The 3756-nt window shown below is 65.5% G+C and carries 5 protein-coding genes; 2 read left to right on the plus strand and 3 right to left on the minus strand.

Features of this window, described 5'->3' with window-relative positions; all coding sequences use genetic code 11:
* The 3 genes from AC1DQP_RS17890 to AC1DQP_RS17900 all read right to left on the minus strand — a co-directional run.
* On the minus strand, positions 1-819 hold an 819-nt coding region (locus tag AC1DQP_RS17890; protein WP_478052144.1), incomplete at its 3' end, for a PIN domain-containing protein.
* Positions 820-900: 81 nt separating this feature from the next.
* Entirely contained in the window at positions 901-1380 is a 480-nt protein-coding gene (locus tag AC1DQP_RS17895; RefSeq protein WP_457318593.1) for a peroxiredoxin, read from the minus strand.
* Positions 1381-1476: 96 nt separating this feature from the next.
* Complete coding sequence (locus AC1DQP_RS17900; protein ID WP_256774098.1) at positions 1477-2037, minus strand: glycine cleavage system transcriptional repressor; 561 nt, start codon at positions 2035-2037, stop codon at positions 1477-1479.
* Between the two features lie 163 nt (positions 2038-2200).
* On the opposite strand from AC1DQP_RS17900, the gene dapA reads away from it, so the two are divergent.
* The gene (dapA, locus tag AC1DQP_RS17905) at positions 2201-3094 is read left to right on the plus strand and encodes a 4-hydroxy-tetrahydrodipicolinate synthase (protein ID WP_457318592.1); all 894 of its coding nucleotides are present in this window, start codon (positions 2201-2203) and stop codon (positions 3092-3094) included.
* 27 nt (positions 3095-3121) lie between these two features.
* Positions 3122-3646 (plus strand): hypothetical protein, encoded by a 525-nt coding sequence (locus tag AC1DQP_RS17910; RefSeq protein WP_457318591.1) that lies wholly within the window; start codon positions 3122-3124, stop codon positions 3644-3646.
* Positions 3647-3756 lie beyond the last annotated feature (110 nt).

Consider the following 3756-nt stretch of genomic DNA (forward strand, 5'->3'; position numbering starts at 1 on the left):
GTCGATCTCCGGGTCCATCAACGCATTGAGCGCGAAGTTCTGTTCGCGGTTGCGCGCGCTGATGCCCCACACCGCGTGGCTGCCGTGGCGGAAGTCGTTGACCAGCGACAGGGTGATCTTGTCGTTGTCGACCTTGGCCACGCGCAGTTCGACTTCATCCTCGCCGGGCAGGTAGGCGTACTGGTTGGGATGCCAGTTCTCGTCTTCGCTGGCGATGATTTCGTAACTGGTGCGGCCCTTGTCGCTCCAGCTGCGCAGGTTGTCGGTGTGCTTCTTCCAGAAATCTTCCGGCAGCTCGGTGGCGCCGGTGTAGAGCAGGCTGAAATCGTCGAGCGCGCGGTCGTTCTCGTAGTCTTCGGACACGATCCCGGCGATGGCCGCCTTGATCCGCAGGTTGATGTCCTTGGAGACGAACACCACCGGGATCTCGGGCACCTGTTCCTTCAGCGCCAGGATCGCACCGAGGATGGCGTTGTCCGGGATGACCGCGCCGAAGCTCTTGCCCGCATCGAAATGACTGGTCTGGAACCGCAGCAGGCCCACGCTCTGCTTGCCGCGCAGCTGCAACCCGTTCGGGCGCTGCAGCGGGATGCCATCGGCCAGGTTGTCCAGGCCCGAGGCCTGCACCAGCTCATTGAGGAAACGGCTGACCTGGCGCGCGTTGCGGCTTGCCTCGGTGGTGCCCTTCTTGCCGTTGTCCAGCTCTTCGATCACCTGCATCGGCAGGTAGACATCATGCTCCTCGAACTTGAACAGCGCGGTCGGATCGTGCATCAGCACGTTGGTATCCAGTACGTAGATGCGCTTGCCTCGGGTCATCGTCAATTCCTGGTGGCAGAACAGGGACAAGCCATCACGACCTGCGGGGCAGGGTGATGGCCATGGGGGGTGCCGGATTGATCACTGGGTTTTCGCGGCCTTCAGGGCTTCAAGGACGGTGTCTGCGTGGCCGGCCACTTTGACCTTGCGCCACGCCTGCACGATACGACTGTCGGGCGAAATCAGGAAGGTGCTGCGTTCGATGCCACGCACCTGCTTGCCGTACATGTTCTTCAGCTTGATCACATCGAAGGCGGTGCACAACGCTTCGTCGCCATCGCTGATCAGCGGGAAGGCGAAGCCCTGCTTGGCGCAGAAGTTGTCGTGGGATTTGACCGAATCGCGGGAGACGCCGAACACGCGGGCGCCGGCCTGGGTGAACTGCGGGAGCAGCGCGTTGAAGTCGATGCCTTCGGTGGTGCAGCCTGGCGTGCTGTCCTTGGGATAGAAGTACAGAACAAGCCATTGGCCGGCGAGCGTGCCGAGGGTGGTGGTTTCACCGCCGGACAGTGCCAGCGGGAGATCGAGGGTGGATCTGTCCAGGGTGTCGCCGATGTTCATGAGGTCCTTTTTCCGGAGCCTGGGGCAAAGCTGTTACAGACGTGCGTCATCACACCTGCATGAAACATCGCGCGCCCGTGACGAACGCGMGAAAGATCAGAACTTCATCGGATCCATGATCGCGTCGAGGTTCAGGTGGTCGCAGAACTCCAGGAAATCGTCGCGCAGCGCGGCGATGTGCATGTTCGCCGGTACGCCGATGGTGACCTGCGCGGAGAACATTTCCGCCCCGGTCTGCATGGCGCGGTAGCGGGTGCTCTGCAGGTTCTCGATGGTGATGCCCTGGCGGTCGAAGAAATCGGCCAGCTGGAACAGGATGCCCGGCTTGTCGGCGGCGATCACTTCCACGATGTAGGGCAGCAGGTTGGACTGCGCCTGCTTGGCACCGGTGCGGTACCAGACCAGCTTCAGGCCTTCCTCGCGCTCCAGGCGGGTGAGCATGGCTTCCAGCTTTGCCACCGAGTCCCACGAGCCGGTGGCCAGGGCGGTCACCGAGACATCGCGACCCACCGTGGACAGGCGGGCATCGACCAGGTTGCAGCCGCTGTCGGCGATACGCCGGGTGACGGGCAGCAGGGGGGACTCCGGATGCGTCGTATAGGCGTTGATCAGGAGATGGTTTTCGGTCGGCGCAGGCCGCGGCGTGGTGTCGGTCAAGATGGTTCCGGGTGATACAAGGTGAGTCTGAACGGCCGACGACGGCACGTTCGCCGGAGTCCAGCATACTTGCCCGCGCTTTCGACCCGCAAGTAACATGCAAAGTACATCCGGCCGGCGTTTACGCAGGTGGGGTGCCCCCTTTCTTCCGAGCAACGTTTCCTTGTCCCTTTCCGGTCTCATCACCGCGCTGGCCACGCCTTTCCAGGCGAGCGGCGCATTGGATCCCGACGGTTGGCAGCGCTTGCTGCACCTGCAACTGGAGGGTGGTGTTCACGGGGTGGTGGTGGCCGGTTCGACCGGCGAGGCCGCGGCCCTGTCCGACGACGAGTACGACCAGCTGCTGCGCAGCGCGGTGAAAACCGTGGCCGGACGCGTCGCCGTGCTGGCCGGTACCGGTCTGTCGGGGACGGCCAAAACCATCGAGCAGACCCGCCGCGCGGCCGCCAATGGCGCCACCCATGCGCTGGTGGTGACCCCGCCGTACGTGCGCCCGACCCAGGCCGGACTGATCGCGCACTACCGCGCGGTGGCCGACCAGGGCGGTCTGCCCGTGATCCTGTACAACGTGCCCGGGCGTACCGGCTGCGACATGTTGCCGGAGACCGTGGCCGAACTGGCTGCCCATCCCAACATCGTCGGGATCAAGGAAGCGGTGGGCGATGTCGGCCGCGTGCAGGCGCTGCTGGCGCTGCGTTCGCCGGCGTTCGCCATCCTCAGTGGCGATGACGGCACCGCCGCACGCTCGATCCTGTCCGGCATCGATGGCCTGATCTCGGTGGGCTCCAATGCCTTGCCGGGCGCCTACCGGCGCATGTGCGACCTGGCTGCGGCCGGCGAGCGCGACGCGGCCGAGGCGTGGGATGCACGCCTGGAGCCGTTCCATGCATTCTGCGGCGTGGAGTCCAATCCGATCCCGGTGAAGGACCTGCTGCGCCGGATCGGCATCGGCCACGGGCTTCGCCTGCCGCTGCTGTCCCTGTCTGCGGCCCATCACGCCGCTGCCGAACACCTGGCCACCGACATCGGTGCGCTGGAAGCACTATCCAACCACTGATCGACAGTGGTAACCTAGGAGATTCACATGCGTCAATCCGTTTCCGCCATCCGCGTGCTGTCCTTCGCGATCCTGGCCACCGCCACCCTCGTGGGCACCACCGGCTGCTTCAAGCGTGGTGCGAAGGGCGACTACGCGCTCGCGCCGGAAATGCGTCCGCTGGAAGTGCCGCCGGACCTGAACGTCCCGGGCGGCAGCGCCACGGCCCAGGTGCCGGCATTGGCCTCGCAGTCGGCCAGGCCCGCGCCGGCCGCTGCCGGCACGCAGGCACCGGCCGCCAATGCTGCCGGTTTCACCGTGCAGGGCACCAAGGATGAGGCGTTCGGCAAGGTCGGCACCGCGCTGGACGCCATTGCAGGGGTGAAGATCGCCAGCAAGGCCCAGCTGCTGGGTTCCTACGATGTGGCCTATGAAGGCAGCGACTTCCTGGTGCGCGTGGTTGGCGTGGAAGCCGGCGCGTACATCTCCGCCGTTGACCCGCGTGGCCTGCCGGCTACCGGTGCTGCCCCGACCAAGCTGCTGGCTGAGCTGAAGGCGAAGCTGGCGCCGTAAGGGCGTGTGCGGACCCGGCCGTTGTCCGGGTCCGTGCCGCGTGCCGCGATAAGGAAACCGGGTAGAGCCGAGCCATGCTCGGCTGCTTCCGGATCGGCGCAGCCGAGCAT

The sequence above is a fragment of the Stenotrophomonas sp. P5_A8 genome, assembly GCF_056400545.1.